We start from the raw sequence: 25,338 nt of genomic DNA on the forward strand, positions 1-25,338 counted from the left end.
CTTCCTTTTCTCAATGTAGTTATCAGTGTGCTTGCTTTTGGGCCATGTTAGCACTGGCTTGTTACGACGCTTGAGTATCCACCAGCCTGTTTTTTTATCTGAATTTGTGTCGCGACGCGCTCTGTCATTTGTGCCACATGAGAGATCACGCCGACTTTACGCCCTTGGGACTGCAACGCATCTAATGCATCTAATGCCACACTCAGTGTTTCTGGATCTAACGTGCCAAAACCTTCATCAATGAACAGTGAGTTTATTTGCACTTGGTTTGAGGACAAAGAGGCCAAACCCAGCGCCAGTGCTAAGGACACTAAGAATGATTCACCACCTGATAGGGTATTAACACTGCGCTGTTCATCTGCCATATCTCTATCGATGATGGCAATCTCAAGAGATTGACCAATGACAGTTAATCGATAACGACGCGATAAACTGCTTAAGTGATGGTTTGCATAATGCAATAAAATTTTAAGTGTTTGCGTTTGCGCCAAATTACGCATCGTTTTACCCGTCGCATCCCCTAGCAGTCGATTTAGTAGATGCCAATTTTCATAGTCAGATTGCTTATTTTGAAGTTCCCCCTGATACGCTTGCAGCTTTTCCACATTGTCTTGATGCGTCTGCAAGTGTGCTGACAACGTGATCACTTGCGGATGCAGTGCGGTTTGCGCTGTTGCGAGTGCCTCAAGCTGTGAATTGAGCTCATCTTCGCCAACATCAGGTTCACCCACCGCGCGATGTTCTGCTATATTTTTTTGTACATGTTGAAGCTGGGACCGCTGTTCGACAAGTTGGGATTCCAGCACTTGCGATGCTTCCAATAGAGGCTGCCAATAGGAGTGTTGTAACGCGAGCAACTCATCAACCATGGTTTCATTCAATTCATGGGTCTGCTCAGATATCCAATTTAAGAACCTCGCTTGATTGTCTTTTAAGGTTTGCTGATAGACTTGACGTTGTTCCGTTAGGTGCTTTAGCTGCAAAGCTTGTTCATCGTGCTGCTTCATCAGCTGAGTACATTGATCTTTTTGTGTTTGCAAGTGACTCTGTGCATTTGATACTGTATCTTGCAACGTTTGCAGCCATGCATCAGCGCTTTGTGGCAATGGTAACAATGCTGCACGTTGTGCTTGAGTGTCTTCACACCGTGCTTGCTGCTCAGCTAACTTACCTGCAGTCTCTTTTATTTGCTGTGACACTTGTGCAAACAGATGCTCAGCTGCATGAAGTTGGGGTTGCGTATCCGCCAAAGTACGTTCAACTTTCTGCAATTGCACAACTTTATCATGACGCTGTGCTACTTTGCTTTTTAATGCCTCAACAGCATTCAGGGGATCACGTTCAAAGTCAGTTAACCATTGAGGCTCAGGGTAGGCGCCGGTAATTCTTGTCATGAGGGTTCGGCACTGTGCATCAAGCGCTTCGCTGCGCGCCATTTTACTCTTCAAATCCTGAGATAACTCTTGTAGCTGAGACTGATGCTGATTCAACATGGCTTGCGAAGCTGAGAGCTGCTGTTGTAATTGCTGTTGGGCTTGAAACGTTTGTTGTTGTGTTTTAGTTAATTCACTGTACTTAGCAAGCCGGTCATCAATATCACTCAATTGCATGTCATGCTTTGACACGTCTAGCAGTGATTCAGGTAGTTCAGAAAGTATGGTTTGGTTAGTATTTTGTTTTTGTACGATCTGAGCATGTTGCTGTAACAATGCTTGTAGTTGACCATTCACTTGTTCTAGATGCGACACAACCTCGTGATAACGCGCTTGGGTTTGCGCACGGGCTTTTTCAGCCGCTTGATATTGACTCTCAAAGTCACTGATAAGCTGTTGCCAATGGGTATCGATGTGATCAACATGGTAAGGGTGCTCAGTCGCACCGCACACGATACACTCCTTACCATGTTCTAATTGGGCCCTCAATGCGCTGATATTATCACTGGCCCGCAATTGCACCTGATGAAGGTTGTCCTGTGTGAGCATCAATTGTTGCCGCGTCAACTCATCTTGGTGCTCAGCATCTTTACGTTGCGCGTTTGCGCTATTTTGCTGATGACGCAAGCTGTCTATTTGCGCCTGTAGCTGGAGCAATTCATTATCCAGCAACGTCTGTTGTGCGATGGCCTGCTGCGCTTTATTCAGTTGGGATTTTTGAAATTGTAATTGTTCATAATCCAGTCCTGCCAGCTCTGCATGTAATTGGTCCAGCTTCACTTGGCCAGCACTCAGGCTTTGCTCTAACTCTGAGCAGTGTGGCTGTGCCTTTGCGAGTGCATCTTGAGCCAGTGTATATTGTGATTCCAGCGCTTTGATTCCTTGGGCAAGGACCCGATGTTCATCGTAAGACACCAAGTATTGCTGCAAAACTTCATTGATCTCCTGCCAATGTGCAGTGAGTTCAGTTAACGAAGGCTGGGTTGCAATCAGCGTTGAAAGCTCAGCATACTGAACGTTTAAGCCATTCACTTGCTCATGTAAAATATGCAGCTCTTTTTCATGATTTTGCGCGACATTACGTAATTGCAGTAAATGTGCTTGATGTTGCTCTACTAGGGTGTTGTGCTCCGCATGAATTCGGTCTAATTCCCTCACGCGTATAATATCAGGTTCCCGCTTATGCAGTGACGCTTGCGCTTCTGCTACAGCCGATTCGGCAGCGTTTACCGCAGCTTCTTTTTGCCTTATTTGAGGCTGTAGGTCGACTTGAGATAAGGTCTCTAGGGCCGACTCGGCATCGAGTAAAGCTCGTTGAGATTGCTTTCTTTGTTGCCGATTATCTGCAATGTGCTGAACTAACTGTGCCAGCTTCGCAGTTTTGAACTCTTCTTGTTGTTGTACCAGAGCGGATTCAGTGTCAGCAATTGTGGTCGCCAATGCATGATGTTGCTGTTGTAGCTTGCTGTGCGTGACATACCAAGACAACTGCTGCTCAATTGCTTTAATTTCTACTGTAAGCGCTTGATGTTGAGTATTCAGTTGGGCTAGCAGCGCTTCCTTGTCCTCTTTTTCTTCGTCGCTCAATAGTACGATATCGCCAAGCTTATGTTTAAATCGCTCAAGGGTTTCTAACTTCGCTTTGTGCGCCTCAAAAATCGCTTTGCCTACTTGGCTAAACTGCTCTGTGCCAGTCAAGCACTCCAAGAGTTGCGCTCGCTCGTCAGCATTGGCCTTTAAAAAAGCGGCGAAATCATGCTGTGCAAGTAACACGGCTCGCGTAAATTGTTCAAAGTTGAGCCCTAATAACTGTTGTAGCAGCAACTTGGCTTTAGATTTTTGCGCTAAAACTTGGTCATCCGGTGCTTTTAGCACCACATGTTCAGCTTCTTTTATTCTGCCATCCAGTTTATTGCGCGCCCTCGCAACTTGCCAACGCGCGATATAATGTGCGCCATCCTGCCCAATAAACCCCACTTCTGCATATCCAGACACTGTGCCACGACGTAACAGGTGGCGGGGATCATTGAGCTTGATATCATCGCCATTAAAAATCACCTTATTTTTTGAATCAGATTTCAGTCGCGCCGTTTTACCATAAAATGCTAAGCATATCGCATCAAGCATGGTGCTTTTGCCAGCCCCAGTCTCTCCTGTAATGGCAAATAGCCCCGTGTTTTTTAATGGCGCTTTGGTAAAGTCAATTTCAGCTTCAGGTAATGAGGCAAGATTCTGAATTTTTATTGTTAAGATTTTCATGATTTTTCTTGCTCACTGATTGACACTAAGACTTCTTCTAGACACTTTTCCAGTGCGTTGGGAAGCGCACTATGCGCATCTATTTGTTCTTTATAAGCCAGCTCAAGTAAGGTTTTAGGAGCAAGCTCAGACACTTGACCTAAATCTTCAAAGACTAACTCGTCTGCTTGTTGCACTTGTTGCGAAACCCGTTCAATACCACAAAAATGGACGGCTTTATTTTTCAAGGCCTGTTCTATTTTGTGACGAAATTGGCTGTCAGTCTCATTGGCGTTTAATCGCAGTCGTAAATAGGGTTTAGCAACATTATCTTCTTCATGTAAAACAAGTGCTTCAATCGCCTCACACAGCTCCATTAATGTCGCTCCCCCTTTCTCAGGGAGTAATATAATTTCTTTGGTTCTGGGAACATAACGCGGAGAGACCGCCTTAACATGTCCCCCTTCAAACTCGACTAGCAACACTTGGTGCTTGTAATGCCTTTCAGAAAAAGACATAGGCATTGGCGTGCCACTGTAACGAATACAATCATTATTGGCGACTTTTTGCGCCTTATGTAAATGACCTAACGCAATATAATCTGGTGTGTCTCCAAATACATCCGCATGAATGGCATCAAAGCCTCCTATCGTGATATTACGTTCAGAATCACTCGAGATATCGCCACCTTTGGCATGTAAGTGCCCCATCGCAATCACTGGAATGTCCTTATCTTCCAAACATGCATATGCACTTTCGTAGGCTTGTTTCACAGCGAGACCATAGCTGTTTTCATCACTATCTAAGTGGCTAATGTCAGCACTACGCAAAAAAGGCATGGCCACCACATTTATTTGACCAGTAGGGGTAGTCAACGTTTTAACCACATCCTTAGGACGATGCTTGTCATATCGACCCACCACATGCGTATCAAATTGAAGTAATAAAGGTTTGGCAGTTTCAATGCGATTAGCTGAGTCATGATTACCAGCCACAATGACGATCTGGATAGCAGGAAGGGCGCTTTTAACGTCTTTAATAAAGGTGTAGAGCTGTTGTTCAGCTGCTGCTGGCGGCGTGGCTGTATGGTATATGTCGCCACTGACTATTAGCAAGTCGGCAGCAACTTGCACAAGCTCTTGGCAAAGCCAATCCAAAAAAGCTTGATGCTCTGCGTAGCGACTATGTTCATAAAATTGTTGACCGAGATGCCAGTCAGATGTGTGTACAACCTTCATTCAGCGTTCCTTTCCTATTTAGGAACGCTAATATAGCATTGCTTGGGACTATTTATTAATAGCTCAAACGCCACCATGCAAAAATTATTACAGGTAAGACTAGTAGTAACAGCATTGGCGCCCTGTAAAGTTTACTCTGCTTCGCTTCAAGGCGTTTAATTGCCGAGCGTTCATTACATGCAGCTACTTTATCAATGTAACAATAGCCGTTTTCAATGTACTCTTTACAGTTTTGTTCGTCCGCAGGTATCGCAACCAGCTTCTCTTGTTTTTTTAGTATGTAAAAGTCCATACTGCTCACCACATTTCTTTTCGATAAACGGGTATAATTACTTGAGCAAAACTAACGCCAGTTTTACCCAAAATGAGAAAGAGCGCGATTTTAATGATAATTGCGACCAAATATCAACAGTCTTATTGTGGTTTTTGAATTTTTTTTCAAAATAGAGACAATAAATTTGAGAAATATACACTTGGCATGCACGTGAAATTGTCAATTTATCATCACCTTGGTCAATATTAAGACTAGCGTCGACTGACTGAATCACTTCTGAACCGCGATGACAAAAATACAAACCTGTATCCTCTAACAGTAGCTAACTGAATTTAATATAAAAAATAACAAAGTGATGTGAATTCAAGTGTTCAAGTACCTAAAAAGGTCAAAAAACCGACAATTGTCCTTTCAAATTCAATAAAAAAACACAATAATCTTCTCTACAACAACAAAAATAAAGTAGACTATCCGTAAGTGAGTAAACACTATCGTTTCGTGCAAAGGAGTTTTTCTATGCGGACTTGGCTTTTCGCCGGGATCAGCTTGTTATTGGCTTTTACAGCACAGGCACACAAATTAAAAGCATCTATTGCCACCGCAAACATATTTCCGATGCAAGGACATATCCAAATTGAGTATCGGTTTCACCTGCATGATATTGAACATGCGCTGGTACATTTGTTCAATGAACAAAAAGACATCTATCACAATAAAAAAGTACAACAAGCCTTTGCTGATTATGTCTATACGCATACATCCCTTAGGCGATTAAACGGACAAGCACTGGCTTTGTCCGCAGCAAAAGTCAAAATTGATCAAAAGTACTTATGGGTATATCAAGACGCCCAGTTCATCAAAAGCGAGCCGCTTGAAGGGCTGCAAATGCGTCATGGTGCACTAAGAGACATTTGGCCTGATCAAATTAATCTCGTTAATTTTAGAGGCATTGGCAAAGTTAAAACGATGTACTTTGACAAAGATGACAACTGGTTGAGCATCGAATTTGATTAGACACAGCTTAATACTGCTCTACATACAAAATTAAAGGGGGCTTACCCCCTGTAATAGTTATTGGCAAACTTGCTCGCCGCGTGCCGCGAATTGAGAATCACAACGTAAGAAAGCTTGGCCTTGCTCATCAAAAAATCGACCATACCAGCCCAAGTAGCGATCTAGTTCAAGCTCTAAAAAGCCAAATTTTGCTTGTTCATTTCCATTGGCTTGAAGCCCATCTACAATGGCTTCAAAATTGGTATAAGGCAACTCTTCGCTGAGAGAAACGCCGCTGTTGCCAACGACAATTTGCGGGGGACGCTTATATTGCTTATCAAAGCTTAATGACTGATAAATATGCATGTGACCTGATAACAGCAAAGTGACTTGTTCCGGCAAACGACCTAACGGAGTGTTCGCTAGCGCACGCTGTAACATGATATTCAAAGTATTGTCGGTAGCTACATTATTCACACCCCAAAGCGGCCTGTGTGTCACGGTCCAAATAGGTGTATCAGGATTTTTACTTGCAAACTTTTGCAGCCCTTCATATTGATCTTGGAATTGCGAGGTCAAATCATTTGAGAATCTATCATCGCAGGCATTGGCGGTATCTTGTACCCAAATATTTAGCTTTTCTAGCTTTAGCATGTAGGGCTCAATCATGGCAATAGCGGACACCGCAGACGTTGGTGGATCAGCAAAGTCGCCTTGCGCTGGGCAAGCTTGTTGAGCGATGCCACGCTCTAAACTCGAACCAGGGCCAAAAAAGTAGAACCAGCCAAGCCCTGCACGACTACACAGTTCATGATTTCCTCGAGCAAACACCCAAGGCGCCTTGGTTAGAATTGCATCAGCTGAACTAAAGAAATCTGCACGCCAAGCCCGCCATGTATCGGGCTTTGGGCTACCTTTGGCATTTTGGCTATAGTAGGTTTCTTCTAAACCGCAGGTTTTACCACCATAGCCGCCATCTCCTGCATCATAGGCATAGACGCCTTTGCTAATACTGCCACTGGTACCGCGGTAATTGTAATCCCCCATATGTAATAACAAGTCCACGTCACGCTTGGCTCCTTCATCAATGAGTGTTTTAAATGGCTCAGCAGGGCCATTGCCATCACAAACATGTGCTTTACAGCCTGAATCACCATAGACTTGAATGCGTTTTGGGTTGAGTGTCATCGCATCAAACTCTAACTGCGAGCCACCTACAAGGTAAGATTGCCCTTCAGATACTCGAGCTTCACACACAGTAATGGGGAAATTAGCACCTGGATGTAAACCTCGAATATGCATTTTACTGCGCTTACCCTCTGAGTCTTCAAGCTCAGGGCAAAGCGCCGCTTGGTTTTGGATACCGGGAATAATAGCCCGAATATAAAGCAGCGTGTCACCTTGGTCGCTTGGCGCAAGCATCGCATACGCAGTGATCACTTCGGCTTTTTTTAAGGGCTTTTGGCTACTGCAACCGGCCAAAATAGCTAACCCCAATATAATACTGACGAATCGCATTATCGTTTTCCTTCTAATTGCGTCACTAATTCCTTGTTTAGTGTAGTAAAACTTGTGTAAAGGGGTATTACAAAAGCTTACTTACACACAACGCATTATTTTGCCGCTGCAATATCTCGCCACCTGATATCAAACTTAGCCAAGTACTTTTGTAAACGACTTGAGTCATTACTGGTGGCTTTTTGAGTCCTGCTAACGTCAAACAATACGCGCCCAGCGGCAGCCATGCTAGGGCTTTGCAAACATATGGTGACTACATACTCTAATTGCTGACGATCAAACATATCAAGTTGAGAAATTTGTTCGTCACTCATTACCAATGATAAGCAAGATCCGTGCTGTGACGATTGACTCGTCTGCCAATTGATTTCGAGCCGCGCGATTTCTTCTATCACATCTTCTTTACTGATCCGCGAAGAGTCGGCCAACGTGGCTAAACGGATCATCGACGACCCAAGATCCCTAAAGTTACCCTGCCATGTGGCTTTTGCGCTGTGTGCAAATTCCAAATAAGCAGATCTTGCCTCTTTATTGAACCGTACTCTTCGACCTTGTGATTCACTGTATTTGTCTAGTTCAAAATCTATGTTGGCGTCAATATCTTCGCGCCTATCTTTTAAAGCTGGTAGTTGATAGGTCCAGAGATTAATACGCGCAAGTAAATCTTCTCTGAATGTCCCCTCTAATACACACGCTTTTAAATCCCGATTGGTACCCGCAATGAGCTGGAATTCACTCGTCACCTCTTGATCACTACCAACAGGATGAAATTGCTTGTTTTCAATTGCTCGCAACAACATCGCTTGCTCTTCGAGCCCAAGCTCACCAACTTCATCCAAAAACAAGAGCCCTTGGTCCGCCGCTTTTAAAAAACCATCTCGCGCCTGCTGGGCTCCGGTGAATGCGCCTTTGGTGTGGCCAAACAGAGCAGCCATTGCATTTTCACCTTTGAGCGTTGCGCAATTAACAATCACTAGCTCACCTTGCAAGGTTTTACGCTGCTTTTTAAGCTGGAAAATCCGCGAAGCAAGCTGGCTTTTCCCCGCGCCAGTTGGGCCGGTTAGCAAAATAGGCGCGGTGGAGCGTATGGCGATTTTTTCAATTTGGGCGATAAGGCGATTAAACGCAGTATTTTTTGTCTCTATACCACCTTTTAGAAAGCTTTCACCTTGGCGGCGCTCAATATCAAAGCGCTCGGCCAATTGGTCGTATTTTGAAAGGTCTAAATCAATGGTCTGCACTTGTCCCACAGACTTATTGTCATTGTGTGGGTCGGGAGATGTTTGTATTAAACGCCCCGGAAATTGCCGGCTTTCCGTGAGCAAGTAGCTACATATTTGTGCTACATGGGTACCCGTGGTGATATGAAAAAGATATTCTTGGGCATCCAAATCAAACTCAAGCGTACGGCAAAAATCATACAATTTAGCGTATACCTCACCGAAATCCCAAGGGTCGTCAAAATTGACTTCAACCAAATGCACGGTTGTTTCCGGTGATACGGTCTCAATGTCGACGGCAACATTATTTGCTAAGCGTACACTTTGTTTACCATACAGCAGGTATAAGCGATTGATGATCAAATCATCTTGGCTTACCAATGAAATATTTGGACGCCAGCGGTGCCAACGATCAACCCGTTTACCAATCGCGTCTAATTGCGTACCAAGCAAGCTTACAGCTACAACTTCCCTCAAAACACACCTATCCATTTAGATATAACAATATCCATATAGAATCACTTTTGTGATTCAAGCGCAATTAGAAATCGATACGCCAATTCAACAAAAACAAATTTTAACCTTTAAAATCATAAAATTAAAAATATCCACTAACTTTTTAAAAACCTTTGGCACGTCAATTGATATACCAAGCTTGTAGTTTGATAGCGTGTTTTTAAATAACACCGCGGTGCGACTTACCCTGTAAGCACGTATTCCGAGATCAGCTATCTCAGTCTTGTGGACTGAAAATGGAAACGCAGCAAGTGTGGGGTTCAACTCCCCTAATTTGATAGATAGCTCAATGGTAGAGCCACGAAATTTGTAATTCGTTTGTTGCGGGTTCGATTCCCGCTCTAATCACCATAAGTAAAAGATAGAAACATTATTAGTTTTTACATTTAACTGCGCTGAAAAGCGCTTAATTATGTAAGTAGCCGCCACTAACACTAAGGTGGGCTTCACTGAATAAACTTCGTAAATGGCAAGCTGGACGCTCCCCATTTATGCACTTATTTAGCCAACCCAGCGATAACTAGCTGGCCGCTACTACGCATCACAAGGAATAAAAAATGAAATTTAAAAAACAACAAATCATTGCAGAAACACAACGTGTTTTCGTATACAAGAACAAGCAGTTTAAGTGTGTCCTAACACCTGGCAAGCACACCTTTTGGGACTTTAAAAATGAGCTCGAATTTGTGACACACAACATCGATACGCTGTTCTTTGTAGCACCGAATGCTGAGCGCCTGTATCACTCAAACTCAGAAGTTCAAGCACACATCAACCACTATAAATTAAATGAGCAAGAAATCGGCTTGCTGTACTTCAATGACGCGTTAAAAGGTGTCGTCGCGCCAGGTGAGCACCTTTATTTATGGCAAGATGCCGGTGATATCCATTTGGAAAGAGTGGATATCAGCGACGACGTTTATGTTGATGAAAAAACCTTAAAGCTGATTGAAAAAGCAGGATTAAACCTCGCTTCAAAACTCATTAGAACCGAGAAAACCACGGCTTGCAAACCAATTTTCCAAATACAAGTTGAGCGCGATCACATTGGTTTGTTGTTTATAGACAATAAACTGGTCAAGGAGTTACCTGCGGGAAAATACGGCGTATGGCAGTTTGGCCGTGAAATTGAACTCAAAATGTTTGATTGCAAAAACGTATCAGCAGACGAAGCCAAAGATATTTACCAACAAAACAGCGCAATGCAAAGTGTCACACATCAAAAGTTAGGCGCTGAAGAAGTTGGCTTACTGTATGTAAACGAAATCTTAAGAGGCATTATACCGCCTGGGGAGCACGTCTACTTGTGGAAAGAAGCGGGTGATATTCACTTACAAAGAGTAGATATTAGCGAGGATTTTTATGTTGAAAAAACCACGTTCACTCAAGTCAATAATGCAGGGCTAAATAGCGCAGCAAAATTATTCAAACCAATGAGTGCTGTATGCCAGCCGATTACAGATGTTGCTATCGACAGTGAGCACATCGGGTTGCTGTATGTGAACAATCAATTGCAACAAGAGTTAGCACCAGGACGTTATGGTATTTGGCAATTTAACCGAGATATTGAGGCTAAGGTTTTCGACTTGCGTACACAGATGCTAGAAGTCTCCGGGCAAGAGATCTTAAGTAAGGACAGAGTCAGTCTTCGTATCAACCTTAGCGCCAGCTTTCGAGTTACTGATGCTGCGCGGGCAGCTTCGAGCGTTGAAGATGTCAGTTCTTTCGCGTATAACGCCCTGCAGCTTGCGTTAAGAGAAGCGATAGGCACACAAAACCTCGATGATTTGCTGCTCGACAAACTGTATGTCAATGAAACGGTGAAAGCGCTAGTAAGTGAGCCACTTGCCGAAATCGGCGTACAGCTAATCAACGTTGGAATGAAAGACATCATTCTACCTGGGGAAATGAGAGCAATACTTAATCAAGTTGTTGAAGCACAAAAGGCTGCTGAAGCCAATGTCATTAAACGCCGAGAAGAAACCGCTGCAACACGCAGCTTGCATAACACTGCGAAAGTAATGGAAAACAACCCAACACTGATGCGCTTAAAAGAGCTTGAGGCTTTAGAAAAAGTTGCAGATAAAATAGATAGCTTAACCGTTTATGGTGGCTTGGAAGGGCTCATGAACAATGTAGTCAACCTAGGTCAAAAACAAGGAGGCCAACATGTGTAAGTCACAATACGAGCTACTGGATAACGATACTAAGCACCCGATAAAGGCTTGGACAAAAGGCGTTCCTTTTGATGTCGGGGCACAGCAACAGCTCAAAAATATTGCATCAATGGATATCGTGCACAGTCATATCGCCGTAATGCCCGATGTGCACCTAGGTAAAGGCGCCACGATAGGCAGTGTAATCCCGTCAGTGAATGCGGTTATTCCTGCGGCAGTAGGCGTGGACATCGGGTGTGGCATGGTCGCCACCAAAACAACACTGACGGCCAATGACTTACCTGATAACTTAAAGTCGATACGCAGCGCTTTTGAAGCCGCTGTACCACATGGCCGCACAACAGGACGCGGGAAACGCGATAAAGGCGCTTGGGGAAATATACCCAAACTGGTGCAAAAAGAGTGGTTGGCGTTGGAGCAACGTTTTACTCAGATTTGTGCAAAGCATCCAGCTATCGCTAAAAGCAACCATGTAAACCACTTGGGTACCATGGGGACAGGTAATCACTTTTTGGAGCTTTGCCTAGATGAATCACAAAATGTATGGCTGATGCTGCATTCAGGCAGCCGAGGTGTGGGTAACCGAATTGGCACTTACTTTATAGAACTGGCTAAAAAAGAAATGCAGCGTCATCAGCTGCATTTACCTGATATGGATCTTGCCTATCTAAAAGAAGGAAGTGTTTACTTCGATGACTATGTAGAAGCCGTTGAGTGGGCTCAAGACTTCGCGGCAAAAAACCGTGAGCTCATGATGTTCAATGCATTAAAAGCCCTTAAAGATGAGTTGCCAATGCCATTTGAGACTATAGATGTGGCAGTGAACTGTCATCACAACTACATCTCTAAAGAGGTGCATTTTGGCAAAGCATGTTACGTTACGCGAAAAGGCGCGCTTCGTGCTGAACACGGCGAAATGGGGATCATCCCAGGCAATATGGGTGCCCGTTCATACATCGTTAGAGGGCTTGGCAATGCAGACAGCTTTAATAGCTGTAGCCATGGTGCAGGACGTGTTATGTCGCGTACCCAAGCAAAAAAAGTGTATAGCATTGCAGATCATGAAGCAGCAACACAGGGGGTGGAATGCCGCAAAGATGCAGCCGTGATCGACGAAATTCCACATGCCTACAAAGATATTGATAAAGTCATGGCAGCACAGCAAGACTTGGTAGAAGTCATGCACACATTAAAACAAATCGTTTGTGTAAAAGGATAAGAATGACAACCATAGCAAACAAACCAACCATTGTTATTGACGGCGCTAAAGGGGAGGGCGGTGGACAAGTGCTCAGAACTGCACTCAGTCTGTCGATGCTGCTCAATCAGCCTATTGAGATTAAAAACATCCGAGCTGGACGAAAAAAACCAGGGCTAAAGCGCCAACACCTGACTTGCGTGCTGGCCGCACAGCAAATATGTGATGCACAAGTAAGCGGGGCTGAGCTCAACTCACAACACATCACTTTTGTGCCAAACCAAATACAAGCGGGTGAATATGAATTCAAAATTGGCACGGCTGGCAGCACAGTGTTAGTTTGCCAAACTATTTTGCTGCCATTGGCACTAAACGGCAAAGCGTCCAGAGTCAAACTGCAAGGAGGCACCCATAATGGCATGTCACCTTCTCTGACCTTTTTTGAGCATTCGTTCATGTCAGCGCTAAAAAGTATGGGGTTAACCTGCACGATCACAACGCAGAAACTTGGTTTTTTCCCGGCAGGTGGTGGGAGTTGGCAAATTGATATTTCGCCACTTACGTCCCTTAAACCTTGCCAATTCGAGCAATCAGGTGCAGAGTTGGAACTGCAAGAACACCATTGCCATGTGCTCTCAATTGTTGCTGGAGTGAAAGACTCCGTGGCAAGTCGAGAAATCAAAGAAGCACAGTCTCAATTAAGTTGGACCAATGCAGGTACCGAAATTGACAGAGCAAATGCCTTTGGCAAGGGCAACAGCTTTCATTTGAGCGTAGGACAAGGCTTGCAAGTCGCCATGTTTGAGCAAGTTGGTGAGCTTGGCCTGTCAGCTGAACGAGTAGCAGGGCGCACAGTTGAAGCACTCAAGCGCTATTTAAAATCTGGCGCAGCGGTAGAGGAACACTTGGCGGACCAATTATTATTGCCCATGGCACTCGCTGGAAGCGGAAGTTTCACAACCACAGCATTGAGCAGCCACACAACAACAAATATAGATGTGATTGCACAGCTCAGCGGCATAAAAATTAAAACACAGCAATTAAATGAATACCTTTGGAAAGTATATTTGGATTAAGCATGAACAAAGCAGTTACACCAATAGACCCAGCTATACAAAATGAAATCATGACACGCATCAAACAGGCTGAACAAGAACACAATGTAAAGGTCCTTTACGCTATCGAATCAGGCAGCCGCTCTTGGGGGTTTGCGTCACCAAACAGTGATTATGATGTGCGCTTTATTTATGTTCACCCAAAAGACTGGTATCTGTCTGTGATGTTAGAGGACAAACGTGATGTGATTGAATACCCAATCGTAGACGAAATTGACATCAATGGTTGGGATCTCCGTAAAGCACTTAAGCTTTTAAAAGCTTCAAACCCAGCAGTAGGTGAATGGCTCAACTCACCGATTGTCTACCATAATGATGAAAACTTTAAGTCGCAAGCGCAGGCTTTGTATGCTCGCTACTACAAAGCCGAGCGTGGTCTTTATCACTATGTAAACATGGCGAAGAGCAATTATCGCGGCTATCTCAAACAAGATAAGGTGCCTTTGAAAAAGTATCTCTATGTTTTGCGTGCTTTATGTGCTGCAAGGTGGATAGAAAAACATGACAGCCCACCGCCAATAGAGTTTTCCGTGTTGGTCGAAGACGTAATAGAGGATACTCAGCTACGCAATGAAATACACGCTGTCGCAGAAAGAAAACAACAAGCCACAGAAAAGTCATTGGTGAAAAAAATTACGCCTCTAAATGCTTACATTGAATCAGAACTCGACTTTTTTGAAAATAATATCAATAAGTCGGTGAACCATGAACAAGACCCGAGCCATTTAGATGCTTTTTTTCAAGGCTGGATCCCCCACTCTGACTGCAAGTAAAAATTGATTTGTAGTGGTAATTCGTCATCACTGCAACACGCGACATACCTCTTGTACGATGGTCTCAACTCGCTGTGGGCGCAAAGAATATTGCCGCGTACATAGATAGACTGTTTCAAAAACTGGCTGTGCTAAATGATGTATTTTAATCTTTGATTGCGGGGTAAAAGCCGCAACGGCATGGGCAGGCAAAATAGTAAACCCAAGCCCCATCGCAACAGGCTCTAAAATCATCCCAATTTGATTTGAGAAACCTTTCTTTTTTAGTAATCCAGCGTGTTGAAACTCTGCAAAGTTTGCGCCCAAGAGTAAATTTGCGTGGTGATTGCCATCAGGGTGATCAATAAAACCAAGTTCACAGAGAGATTGCCAAGTCGGTTGGCCAAACCCCGCGGGAGTAATGAGCAACAGAGGCTCTTTAGCAATGGCTTCACTGCGCACTTCTTCCAGCTGACTTTTTACCGTCATCAGCCCAACATCAGCCATTTTGCTTGATACGGCCTGTTCTATTTCAGTATTCGGTGCAAACCGATGGTCGATCACTAATTTCGGGTTCTTCACCTGCAGCGCAAGTAAATGAGGGTATAACTTCAAACCTAAACTACCAGGGGAGTGGATCTGCACACAGCCTTCAAAGGCTGGATCGTCTCCAATAGACAACTCTAAATCGATGAGCTCATCCAGTATTCTTCGGCCTTTAAAATAAAGCTTTTCACCCGCCGGAGACAACGAAAACTGCTTTCCTTCACGCTGAATAAGCATTTGTTTCAATTGGGCTTCTAATTTATTTATGTGCTGACTTACGCCTGACTGTGTCATATGTAGTTTTTCAGCAGTCCGTGTGAAATGCCCGATATCAGCGAGGGTGCAAAATGTACGTAACCATACCAAGTTAATCATTAAAAAACGTTATTATATAAAGTACAAATGATAATTTCATATTATAGACCTGAGTTTGTAATCTGCCCATAAATTATGAGGAGCACACATTATGAACAAGGTATATCCCCGCAACTTTTCTCACATTGGTATTTCAGTTCCAGACCTTGAGCGAGCCGTGAAATTTTATACTGAAGTCTTAGGTTGGTATTTAATCATGACACCGACAGAGATAAACGAAGACAACAGTGCAATCGGCGAAATGTGTACCGATGTATTCGGTGCTGGATGGTCACACTTTCGCATTGCACACCTCTCTACTGGCGATAGAATTGGCGTGGAGCTATTTGAATTTAAAAACCAAACGAACCCGGACAATAACTTTGAATACTGGAAAACCGGAATATTCCACTTTTGTGTGCAAGACCCCAATGTTGAAGAGTTGGCAGAGCGTATCGTTGCCGCTGGTGGCAAAAAGCGTATGGCAAAACCGCGTTACTATTACCCTGGCGAAAAGCCCTATCGGATGATCTATATGGAAGATCCGTTTGGCAATATCCTTGAAATTTACAGCCATAGTTATGAACTGATTTACAGTGACGGGGCTTATTAGACTAACGCACTGAGGACAACAAATCACAAGCAACAAACTTGAAATTTTTTATATCGCCCTTTATCACCTCTAATCGTGGTTTTTGGTGTAAGGGGCGTGACCGTTATTAGCAGGGTCAAGTATCAGGGTCAGTGCCTGTATGCTCAATTAAGCTAAACCTGTCCTTCATTCGCATATCCACCTAACACACCGTAAAGCGTATTCACATCAATGGGTTTGCCAATATGCGATACAAAACCTTGAGACAAATATCTATTAACGTCTTCCACCATTACATTTGCTGTTAGCGCAATCACCGGCGTTGTGCCGCTGAGTGCTTTAATTTTCTGTTGAGCTTCAATGCCATCCATTTCAGGCATATGGATATCCATCAACACTAAATCATATTGGCCTTGCATAAAGGCTTCCACAGCCAGCTTACCATCAGCAACGAGTGTTAAATCAGCTTGAGTCGGTCTCAACATAGCGCGAATGAGTGTTTGATTAATCGAATTATCTTCAGCGATTAAAATCCTCTTTCCAGTCAAGTTTGGCGCAGTGAGTGACTTTTGAATCGTTGGAATCGAATTGCTTTGAGCTTTTTCTAACGGCAATATAACAATAATTTGTGTACCTTGACCAAAGTCACTCAATACCTTGATATCTCCTTGCATAATTTTAATCAAATTGATGGTTATCGACATACCTAACCCAGTCCCACCATATTGCCGTGTTGTTGATGAATCAGCTTGACTGAAACGCTCGAAAATACGAGCCTGTGTTTCTTGTGTCATACCTATGCCTGAGTCGAACACCTCAATCTTTACGGCTTGTTTTTGGTTATGCGAGGTCCGACTAAGGACCACTTTGACTTCACCCTCATTGGTAAATTTAACCGCATTTGAAGCAAGGTTGAGAACAATTTGTTTTACCCGAACTACATCTCCCATCCACCCATCTTTGAAGTCATCAGCAATCTCCGTGATAAAGTTGATATTTTTACTGCTAACCAGAGCATCGAGGTCATACTGAACGGACTCTAGTACTTTGCGCAAAGAGAACGCATTGTGCTCCAAGGTTAGCTTATTATCTTCGATTTTGGAGTAGTCCAATATATCGTTAATGATGGTTAGCAAACTCTTTGCAGAATAAGCAGCATTAGACAGTATCACTTTTGAATTTTCATCTAATGGTATGTTTTCTAATAACTGTAAACCGCCAAGAATGGCATTCATTGGCGTGCGTATTTCATGGCTCATATTAGACAAAAAGTCTGATTTGGCTTTTGTGGCCAGCTCCGCTTTTTCTTTCGCTTCTTTCAATGAATTTCGGATCTTAACATTTTGATCAATATTGGAGATCGAACCAGCCATCTCCTTTAGCTCTCCCGCTTCCGTATAGTATGGCGTGCCTCGACCTCTAAACCACGCATACTCGCCCAGTTTGTTGCGTACGCGATACTGTATCTCAAATGTTTGTTTGTCAGCTATCGCTTGCTTCACTTTATCCAGCGTGTTGTCGGCATCGTCAGGGTGCAACATGGTCTGGAACAAGGCGAAAGTCGGTTCAAACTCTTGAGGCTCAAAACCAAGCATGGTGAAAAAATTATCGGACCATTCAACCTTATCATTGACCGGATCAACCCAATGCCAAAATCCATCCTGAGACCCTTCAGCCACCAACTTTAATTTATTCACCGCTAATTTAAGCTCTGCTTCTTTAATGCGTAAGTCTGAAATATCTCGAAAAATAGACACCACAGCACCTGTGTAGCACTGGAAATATACGGTAGAAAATACACTATCGATACGCTCATCGGCATAAGTCAACGACTCATAATCAAAACTTCCCCCTGTACGGGCAATTTCGTGCATGCGAGCGGGTATGTCAGTCTCTGACAAGGCAGGAAAAGCCTCGACTAACGATTGGCCAATCAAGGGAGCATGTTCAAACCCTAAAATGTTTTCCGCAGCACTATTGAACCCTTTAAATGCTAGCTCTCCTGCCTCATTAAATTCCCATAGATGGTATCCCATAGGCATGTTACCAACGACACTTTGGCTATAGCGTATTTGGTTTTCTAATTCACCTTGGACGTGTTTTAAATCTGTAATATCGGTCCCACAACCAATCATCATTCCATTTGAAAGCCGAAAGTTAGCCCACAATTGCCGTCTTTCTTCTTTGTTTTTAACTTGTACAGGGTATTCTCGAAACTTGCCTTCGGTGGCTGTAATATCAATAAACACTTGCTGGCGAATCGCCTCATCAGGATAAAAATGTTGCATTAGATCTGGGGTGTTTTTCGCTTCTTCAAAACTGTAACCAAGTTGGTTCTCGCAAGAGCGATTCCACAATAAACACTGCCCATGTTCATCGAATGAGTTAACCATTATGGGTAACAAGTCTACGAGCTCCTCAAATAGCAGATGTTGCTCTGAAGTATTTCCCTCATGACACTGTTCTTCTAATAATAATGTTGATTGCTGTGAAGGCATTACTTCGTAGCAAATGCCCAGTAACGCTATCAAACTGTTATGCTCATCAAATTCAGGTAACGCGAGACATGCGATCATTACGGTAGGGGCACACTCACCTGTGACCAGACGAAATTTAATATCAACCTCTTGACCTTTATTGACAGCCAAGCGAAATGCGTGCTGCACGACCTCTAAATCGTCTTCATGACAGTGTGACGCGATAAACTCTGGTGTCGTTGCGCCAGTGCGGGTGTTGAATAATTTGTCTTGCGACAACCCAAACAGCTGTTCAACCGCATTATCCACCAGCGTCTCACCACTTTGTAACTCCCACTTCCATTGTCCACCGCCTAAGGACTTGGTGAGTAGAGAAAGCATATTCTGAGCGTATTCCATGTGAACAACCATATGTTTATAAAGGGGATAAACAAAAACTTATAGGTAAGAAGTGTGGTAGAACGGAAGTCATTAGTAAAGCAAATGGCGCTTCGTTTTTGCACTGAACGCACAGTGCGCTCATTTGCGATGATTCTTCACCAATTTAATTTACTTCGTAAGGGCAGTTAATTTGATACGTAATCTAGACAAACAAAGCTTAAACAACCAATAGCAGCTGTAGACTCCAGCACAATACACCAGTACATAACTTTCATGGAAAAAGTGCATTTTTAAATTGCTAAACAACATCATCTGATAATCAACAGTAAATGCAATCAGCGCACAAAGTGCAGCATAAGACATCGTTTTTCGATATACCCAAGAACCAATCAAAGCAGCAAACATTGAAGCGAACCCTTGCGGGTATAACACAATGTAAAACTGTAGCCATAAACCAAAACTTGGGGCAAATGGATATATGATTGAGTCATAGTAAAGGGGGGGCGACTTAGCAATAAACAACCCCATAAATGCACACACTAAAATAGCAAGGTGCTGCATTAAACTAATTAACATATACACGCCATTGAACTTATATAAATCCCACTACGTTTGCCCCATGTCACTAATGAGCAGAGTGACCCCAGTGACTATTGTTCCAAAATAATCATCAAGCCAAGAATACTTACGCGCTCATTTAGTCGACGCGCTGCTGATCAAGCCTATCAAAAACCAATTAACTGCGTTTTTCGAGATAATACTCGGCTTTTCCACCTTCACCAGAAGTGAATTGCCCTTGTGCACCGATTATCGAATGTTTAGGCTCACTGTCTACAACTTCAAACTCACTGCTGGCAACGCCTTGACTAAATTTGCCCTGATGCGATAGGACTAAAATATGACTTTGCGCGCCCAACTCTGTTTGTATCAGCTCAATACCGCTGAACCGTGCATTTCCTTCTCCGTCATAAACCATACTGTACTGAAGTTCACTAGTGCCTTGTATATCCCCTTGATAAACTTGATTTACAATGGCGGTTGTTCGCTTCCCTCCCGTCAATACAACACTTGATTCACGCGTTTGCTCTTGCCAATCTGCAATTTGAAACTCACCTTGCCATTTCATATGTCTCTCCGAGATGTTTTTAAGTTTGAATTACATTAACATGGCGCCGTACAGTGGTATTGTAAAAACGCGTCATACCTTGCTAGATATTGGGACTAAATCGTGGAAAAAAACAACCAGCAAATAAGCGGTGTGCTACATCATGCTAAAAGTGAGCAGCACTACACGTTAAGACGTTACTTTCCATCACCTCAACAGGCGAGTCTAGTTGAACAATACTGGTTGGTTGATTGGGATTTACCAGTAGGTTCACAACACGTCCAAAAGAACTTGCCGGACCCGAATTGTCATTTGACTTTTTTTCCAGATAAATGTGCATTCCTAGGCCCTGTTAGCAAGGTATATGATTACGCAATGCATGGGAAAAACGGAATAATTGGCGTGAAATTTAAACTCGGAGCATTGGCTCCCGTGTTGCCAAACCCGATTGAACATTACATTGATACCACGACTTCATTACCCAGCTTTTTACACTGTGATTTAGTTTCTCTGTCTCAAACTTTAAGTCAAACAGACAATGATAAAGCCCGAGTCTATACACTTGAACAAGCACTTGAACCGCTTTGTAGCTATGTACAAGTGCACCATGTTCAACAGTTAACAGCCTTAGTTGAACACATTAAGAATAATGATGATATATACACGGTCGAGGATCTCGCACTGAAAAGCGGTATATCTAAACGAACTTTGCAACGACAGTTCAAAAAATACATCGGCCTTTCCCCAAAGTATTTGATCCGAAAATACCGATTACATAATGCGCTCGCACTCATAGAGCAACAACCTAACGACATACACCATTTGGTAAGCAAATTAGATTATGCAGATCAAGCTCACCTGATCAAAGACTTTAAAAATATCCTTGGCATGACCCCAGGTGCCTATATTGACGATATCTAACGTGTCTATTCAGCGCGCATTTATAAGTGTATTCAAAAGCACAACTGAGGTTACAAAATACAACAAGGCGTCACACCCCTTTGCAAGAGATAGGATGATTACAACAAGGGAATAATTCTATACTTTACCTCGTTGAGTAAGCGCATACACAGGTTATCTGCTTAGTAACCCAAGCAGTTCACCTTGCAATTGTTTAACATGTTGATTTTCCCCCTGTCTTTATGAGACTTTTTTGCGCGCAGAGTCTGCGCGCTTTTTTTTATTTTCTTTAATTGTTTGTTTCATTTTCACAGCTCCAGTCCTTAAACTCCCTATAATTCATGCCGTTTTCTTCACTTATCTCGGGTGGCATAACCGATATTTTGAACTATATTTTTGCTTACACTCATTTGTAATAACTCGGTGGCTTATGATTTTTTCATCAAGGACAGAGCGTCTAAAAAGACAAGCAATTCAATCCAAATATGACCTTATTTTTAATCATCAGTGTATATTGGTAGTCAACGAAGATGGCATGATAACCGAAGCCAGTAATGCGCTGCTTAGCAAGCTCGGCTACCCACGCCATGCACTTATCAATAAGCCATACGACACGGTACTTAAAGGAAAGTTGAACCTAGACCAACATACAACAAATAAGGCGCCCTCCAGTGAGGTGAAAATAGTCAGTAATCACAATCAAGTCTTTTGGTTCCAGCTGGATATCCTAAAAGCATTTGACGCGCCATCTCACAACACCATGTCTATGTTGCTGCTGCATGATGTAACGACCTACAAAATTCAAAATACGGATTATGTCGGAAAAATCAACGCTATTACTCGTTCGCAAGCAGTCATTGAATTTAACCTAGATGGGACCATCATTCATGCGAATGAAAATTTCCTCAATGTCATGGGCTATGAACTCTCAGAAATCGTTGGTAAGCATCACAGCATGTTTGCGGAGCCTGAATACGCACAAAGTGAAGAATACCAACATTTTTGGCAAAGTTTAAATCAGGGCTCCTTCAGTACCGGTGAATTTAAACGCCTTGGAAAAGAAGGCAAAGAAGTATGGATCAATGCTTCTTATAACCCGATATTTGATGCACAGGGTAAACCATACAAAGTCGTGAAATACGCGTCGGATATTACACCTGCGAAGATGCAATCAGCGGACTTCAAAGGGCAACTGCAAGCAATTAGTAAATCACAAGCAGTCATCGAGTTTAATATGGATGGCACCATCCTATATGCCAATGAAAATTTCTTGCAAACCATGGGATACACGCTCGATGAAATAAAAGGGCAGCACCACAGTATGTTTGCAGAGCCTGACTATGCTGATAGCCAAGAGTATCGTGACTTTTGGGCTAATCTAAATGCCGGACAGTTTAGTTCAGGAGAGTACTTACGCCGCGGTAAACACGGCAAAGAAATATGGATACAAGCTTCTTATAACCCCATTTTAGATCCCAGTGGCCAGCCATTTAAAGTGGTCAAATATGCGTCTGATATTACAGCTCAAAAAATACAGTCAGCCAACTATGAGGGCCAACTTCAGGCGATCAGTAAGTCACAAGCTGTAATTGAATTTAATATGGACGGCACCATTATTACTGCCAACGAAAACTTCTTACACACGACAGGTTATACCTTAGAAGAAATCCAAGGCCAGCATCATAGCATGTTTGCCGATCCCAGTTATGCGCAAAGCCAAGCGTATATCGACTTCTGGCAACAGCTTAATCAGGGTAAATTTGATTCGGGTGAATACCCTCGAGTAGGCAAAAATGGCAAAAAGATATGGATACAAGCAACTTACAATCCGATATTTGACTCAAAAGGCAAGCCTTTCAAAGTTGTTAAATTCGCTTCAGAGATTACGCGGCAAAAGCTTGAAAGCGCAGACTTCGCAGGTCAGCTCGCTGCCATACATAAATCGCAAGCCGTGATTGAATTCAATATGGACGGCACCATTAGAGATGCCAATGAGAACTTCCTGATGACAACGGGTTATTCACTCAGTGAAATACAAGGTAAACATCACAAAATGTTTGCGCTGCCAGACTATGCCAGCAGCTCGGAGTATACGCAATTTTGGCAGCGATTGAATGAGGGGAAATTTGATAGTGGCGAGTATCAACGAATAGGTAAAGGGGGAAGAGAAATTTGGATACAAGCCTCATACAACCCAATTTTTGATGCTGATGGCAACCCGTTTAAAGTGGTAAAGTATGCGACGGATATCACAGTGAGAAAGCATGCCATTTCCAGTATTAAAACAGCCATTTTAGCCCTTGCCGATGGTCAACTAAACCACATGATAAATGATGACCTCGGCTGCGAATTTAATACTCTGAAAGAGGCCATGAATGGCTTAATGAGCAACCTCAATAGCATGGTACTGGAGATCACCGAAGCATCAAACCAGGTATTTCAAGGTGCCCAAAGCATCGCCAATGGTAATGAAGAGTTAAATAAGCGTACAGAAAATCAAGGCGCCAGCTTTGAAGAAACCGCATCCACCATGGAGCAGTTAACAACCACAGTTCAGCAAAATGCAAAAAGCGCTAAGGATGTATCATTGCACGCAGATGAAGTGATGAAAAAAGCGCAGCAAGGCGGGGAGACTGTCTCTGACGCTGTCAATGCGATGGGTGATATTGAAGCTTGCAGTAATAGTATCTCCGATATTATCGGTGTTATTGATGAAATTGCTTTTCAAACTAACCTATTAGCATTGAATGCATCTGTGGAAGCCGCAAGAGCAGGCGAAGCTGGCAGGGGGTTTGCGGTGGTAGCCAGTGAAGTTCGTAATCTGGCGCAACGAAGCGCATCTGCTGCAAAAGAAATTAAAGGCCTTATTCAAGACAGCTCCGAAGCAGTTTCAAAAGGGAGTTTGCTGGTGGCGGCGTCAGGCGACACATTCAAGCAACTCGTACAAGTTGTTCAGGAAGTCAATATGATGATTTCCGAGATCACTGAGGCAAGCCAAGAGCAGTCAGATGGTGTCGCAGCCGTGTCGTCTACCATCGCACAGCTAGACAACGAAACACAGAGGAATATGCATTTGGTTGAGCAATCTACCCATGCAAGCCAAAAAATGATTCAGCAAGCGCAGCATTTACTCCAACAGGTCTCTAATTTTAAGGCAACCTCAAATCAAGAATTGTTGTTAGCGCCCAGCGCAAAGGAAACACTGCGTTTAAATGTCGGGTAAAATGAACGGGCTGTCACTTTATTGTCTTGTTTAACGCCATTGTAATCGCCCAGAAGCTAGCGAATTTTGTCAACGGGGTTTACACGTACAAACGGGCATGAATAGTCAGGGCTCGTTTGTGCCAAAGACAGCATGTGTTCATTGTACTCGCGTGCATATTGCAGTGCACTTGCTTCCAACTTTGTGTGATTTGGGCATATACTACTATCAGCACCAACCCAAATGATCTGCCAAGGCGTGTCTAGTATTATGCACTTAGTTAGGGTGATGTGTTCTAGTGCCGGGCGTGCTGGTCCAATACCATTTGCCACAGCAATAAAAGCAACCCCTTGGTGTTTATACTGCTGTTGCGCATCAAGGCGTGCACGGCTTGCATCATACACGGTTTTGTCACAGTCAGACGCGACCGCTTTATCACACCACACAATAACAAGGAGCGCCAATATCAGCCTTACCATTTAAAGTGCCTCAATCAAAATATGGGTTATTTGGTCTTCTTTGACATCAAGTAAGGCCTCTAACTCTAGAAGCGTTATATGTTGTTGTTGATACCTTCTTTCTTGCTCTAGGATGTACAAAACATAGTGCGTACTTTGGATAAACAATTTGGGCATGGCACTTTGCGCACGTTTCATAATAATTAAACGCTCGCTCAATTCAGTCAAGGACTCTTGAGACAAGTTTTTAATGAATAGGTGCTGTGACATCAAAGCATCTAAGTATGTTGGATATACCAGAGGATTTTTTTCAAAGAATCGCCTTTTGCTATCAGGATTCTCTTTATCCAATTCATGCTGTTGATAGTGCTTGTACAATTCGACGCTGTAGTCTTGGCTTTCTTTCACAACAGCTTCAGCAGCATGCAGTAACTTCACTAAATCGCGCCGCTCTTTTTCTTCCGAATCATAATTACTAATCCCTATCGCTAATAAAACACCTATCAAGGTTGCAATCAGCGTTAAAGCAAAGTTACTTGCTAACGCATTGCGCTGTGTAAAGCTTTTTAATTTTGGTACGAATAAGATGGCACTGCATAGAATCAAAACCACCGTTGTGACTAAATAAATCATCTCTTAGTTCTTATTGTA

The 25,338-nt window shown here is 43.1% G+C and carries 19 protein-coding genes and 1 tRNA gene; 9 read left to right on the forward strand and 11 right to left on the reverse strand.

The features are described from left to right. Positions 1-47: 47 nt before the first annotated feature. From L1286_RS09865 to L1286_RS09875, 3 genes are read right to left on the reverse strand one after another with little or no spacing between them, the layout of a single operon-like run. Positions 48-3,692, reverse strand: a complete 3,645-nt coding sequence (locus tag L1286_RS09865; protein WP_235406745.1) for an AAA family ATPase — start codon at positions 3,690-3,692, stop codon at positions 48-50. Continuing rightward, positions 3,689-4,909, reverse strand: a complete 1,221-nt coding sequence (locus tag L1286_RS09870; protein ID WP_235406747.1) for an exonuclease SbcCD subunit D — start codon at positions 4,907-4,909, stop codon at positions 3,689-3,691. Before L1286_RS09870 ends, L1286_RS09865 begins: the two co-directional genes overlap by 4 nt. Positions 4,910-4,964: 55 nt before the next feature. Beyond that, positions 4,965-5,201 carry a hypothetical protein gene (locus tag L1286_RS09875; RefSeq protein ID WP_235406748.1) on the reverse strand — a complete coding sequence of 79 codons (237 nt, stop codon included), beginning with the start codon at positions 5,199-5,201 and terminating at the stop codon, positions 4,965-4,967. A 498-nt stretch (positions 5,202-5,699) separates the two neighbouring features. Here L1286_RS09875 and L1286_RS09880 point away from each other — a divergent pair, with 498 nt between their 5' ends. After that, positions 5,700-6,197 (forward strand): DUF6702 family protein, encoded by a 498-nt coding sequence (locus L1286_RS09880; RefSeq protein WP_235406750.1) that lies wholly within the window; start codon positions 5,700-5,702, stop codon positions 6,195-6,197. A 57-nt stretch (positions 6,198-6,254) separates the two neighbouring features. On the opposite strand, the gene L1286_RS09885 is transcribed toward L1286_RS09880, so the two are convergent. After that, complete coding sequence (locus L1286_RS09885) at positions 6,255-7,694, reverse strand: metallophosphoesterase (protein WP_235406752.1); 1,440 nt, start codon at positions 7,692-7,694, stop codon at positions 6,255-6,257. Between the two features lie 95 nt (positions 7,695-7,789). Further along, complete coding sequence (gene rtcR / locus L1286_RS09890; RefSeq protein ID WP_235406754.1) at positions 7,790-9,406, reverse strand: RNA repair transcriptional activator RtcR; 1,617 nt, start codon at positions 9,404-9,406, stop codon at positions 7,790-7,792. A 300-nt stretch (positions 9,407-9,706) separates the two neighbouring features. Between rtcR and L1286_RS09895 the strand changes: the two genes are divergently transcribed. The 5 genes from L1286_RS09895 to L1286_RS09915 all read left to right on the forward strand — a co-directional run bounded on the left by L1286_RS09895 (position 9,707) and on the right by L1286_RS09915 (position 14,693). Further along, a tRNA-Thr gene (locus tag L1286_RS09895) sits at positions 9,707-9,781 on the forward strand. A gap of 206 nt (positions 9,782-9,987) precedes the next feature. After that, on the forward strand, positions 9,988-11,607 hold the full coding sequence (locus tag L1286_RS09900; protein ID WP_235406756.1) for a slipin family protein: 1,620 nt from the start codon (positions 9,988-9,990) through the stop codon (positions 11,605-11,607). Next, on the forward strand, positions 11,600-12,826 hold the full coding sequence (locus L1286_RS09905; protein ID WP_235406758.1) for an RtcB family protein: 1,227 nt from the start codon (positions 11,600-11,602) through the stop codon (positions 12,824-12,826). Before L1286_RS09900 ends, L1286_RS09905 begins: the two co-directional genes overlap by 8 nt. 2 nt (positions 12,827-12,828) lie before the next feature. Then, on the forward strand, positions 12,829-13,881 hold the full coding sequence (gene rtcA / locus L1286_RS09910) for an RNA 3'-terminal phosphate cyclase (RefSeq protein WP_235406760.1): 1,053 nt from the start codon (positions 12,829-12,831) through the stop codon (positions 13,879-13,881). Between the two features lie 2 nt (positions 13,882-13,883). Then, positions 13,884-14,693, forward strand: a complete 810-nt coding sequence (locus tag L1286_RS09915) for a nucleotidyltransferase domain-containing protein (RefSeq protein ID WP_235406761.1) — start codon at positions 13,884-13,886, stop codon at positions 14,691-14,693. A gap of 27 nt (positions 14,694-14,720) precedes the next feature. Here the strand turns inward: L1286_RS09915 and L1286_RS09920 are convergent, their stop codons facing one another. Then, positions 14,721-15,593: a LysR family transcriptional regulator gene (locus L1286_RS09920; protein ID WP_235406763.1), complete on the reverse strand. Its 873-nt coding sequence runs from the start codon at positions 15,591-15,593 to the stop codon at positions 14,721-14,723. Positions 15,594-15,684: 91 nt separating this feature from the next. Between L1286_RS09920 and L1286_RS09925 the strand changes: the two genes are divergently transcribed. Further along, positions 15,685-16,185 (forward strand): lactoylglutathione lyase family protein, encoded by a 501-nt coding sequence (locus L1286_RS09925; RefSeq protein ID WP_235406764.1) that lies wholly within the window; start codon positions 15,685-15,687, stop codon positions 16,183-16,185. A gap of 152 nt (positions 16,186-16,337) precedes the next feature. Here the strand turns inward: L1286_RS09925 and L1286_RS09930 are convergent, their stop codons facing one another. The 3 genes from L1286_RS09930 to L1286_RS09940 all read right to left on the reverse strand — a co-directional run bounded on the left by L1286_RS09930 (position 16,338) and on the right by L1286_RS09940 (position 20,148). After that, positions 16,338-19,040 carry a hybrid sensor histidine kinase/response regulator gene (locus L1286_RS09930; protein WP_235406765.1) on the reverse strand — a complete coding sequence of 901 codons (2,703 nt, stop codon included), beginning with the start codon at positions 19,038-19,040 and terminating at the stop codon, positions 16,338-16,340. Between the two features lie 150 nt (positions 19,041-19,190). Next, a complete protein-coding gene (locus tag L1286_RS09935; RefSeq protein WP_235406767.1) occupies positions 19,191-19,598 on the reverse strand; it encodes a hypothetical protein in 408 nt (135 codons plus the stop codon). Positions 19,599-19,758: 160 nt separating this feature from the next. After that, the gene (locus L1286_RS09940; protein WP_235406769.1) at positions 19,759-20,148 is read right to left on the reverse strand and encodes a DUF3224 domain-containing protein; all 390 of its coding nucleotides are present in this window, start codon (positions 20,146-20,148) and stop codon (positions 19,759-19,761) included. A gap of 102 nt (positions 20,149-20,250) precedes the next feature. On the opposite strand from L1286_RS09940, the gene L1286_RS09945 reads away from it, so the two are divergent. Together L1286_RS09945 and L1286_RS09950 are read left to right on the forward strand one after the other, a co-directional pair. Beyond that, the gene (locus tag L1286_RS09945; RefSeq protein ID WP_235406770.1) at positions 20,251-21,048 is read left to right on the forward strand and encodes a helix-turn-helix domain-containing protein; all 798 of its coding nucleotides are present in this window, start codon (positions 20,251-20,253) and stop codon (positions 21,046-21,048) included. A 409-nt stretch (positions 21,049-21,457) separates the two neighbouring features. Next, a complete protein-coding gene (locus L1286_RS09950; protein WP_235406771.1) occupies positions 21,458-24,250 on the forward strand; it encodes a methyl-accepting chemotaxis protein in 2,793 nt (930 codons plus the stop codon). A 56-nt stretch (positions 24,251-24,306) separates the two neighbouring features. Here L1286_RS09950 and L1286_RS09955 read toward each other — a convergent pair whose 3' ends face one another. Continuing rightward, positions 24,307-24,708: a hypothetical protein gene (locus L1286_RS09955; protein ID WP_235406772.1), complete on the reverse strand. Its 402-nt coding sequence runs from the start codon at positions 24,706-24,708 to the stop codon at positions 24,307-24,309. After that, positions 24,709-25,320, reverse strand: coding sequence for a hypothetical protein (locus tag L1286_RS09960; protein ID WP_235406774.1), 612 nt, complete (start codon positions 25,318-25,320; stop codon positions 24,709-24,711). Positions 25,321-25,338: the final 18 nt, after the last annotated feature.

This window comes from Pseudoalteromonas sp. SMS1, from assembly GCF_021530565.1.
In the GTDB taxonomy this organism is placed as follows: Bacteria; Pseudomonadota; Gammaproteobacteria; order Enterobacterales; family Alteromonadaceae; genus Pseudoalteromonas.